The organism is Corynebacterium sp. UMB4614 (assembly GCF_030217065.1).
In the GTDB taxonomy this organism is placed as follows: Bacteria; Actinomycetota; Actinomycetes; order Mycobacteriales; family Mycobacteriaceae; genus Corynebacterium.
Map to the genome: position 1 here is coordinate 1 of NZ_JASONC010000133.1, position 228 is coordinate 228.

Annotated in this window: 1 protein-coding gene; it reads left to right on the forward strand. The window is 58.8% G+C overall.

Annotated elements, in window-relative coordinates; genetic code table 11:
• Positions 1–228, forward strand: a 228-nt coding sequence (locus tag QP413_RS10210; protein WP_284781638.1) for a transposase, incomplete at both ends; no start/stop codon positions are given.

Genomic DNA, 228 nt, shown 5'->3' on the forward strand with positions numbered 1-228 from the left:
TACATGGCGGTTGGTGTCGACATGGACGGCATCAAGCACATCCTGGGATTGTGGATTGCCGATAATGAAGGCGCTGCCTTCTGGGCATCGGTGTGCGCGGATCTGGCCAACCGTGGCGTCCAGGACGTGTTCATCGTGTGCTGCGACGGGGTCAAAGGCTTGCCGGAAGCTGTCGAGGCAACCTGGCCGAATTCCATGGTGCAAACCTGCATTGTGCACCTGATTCGG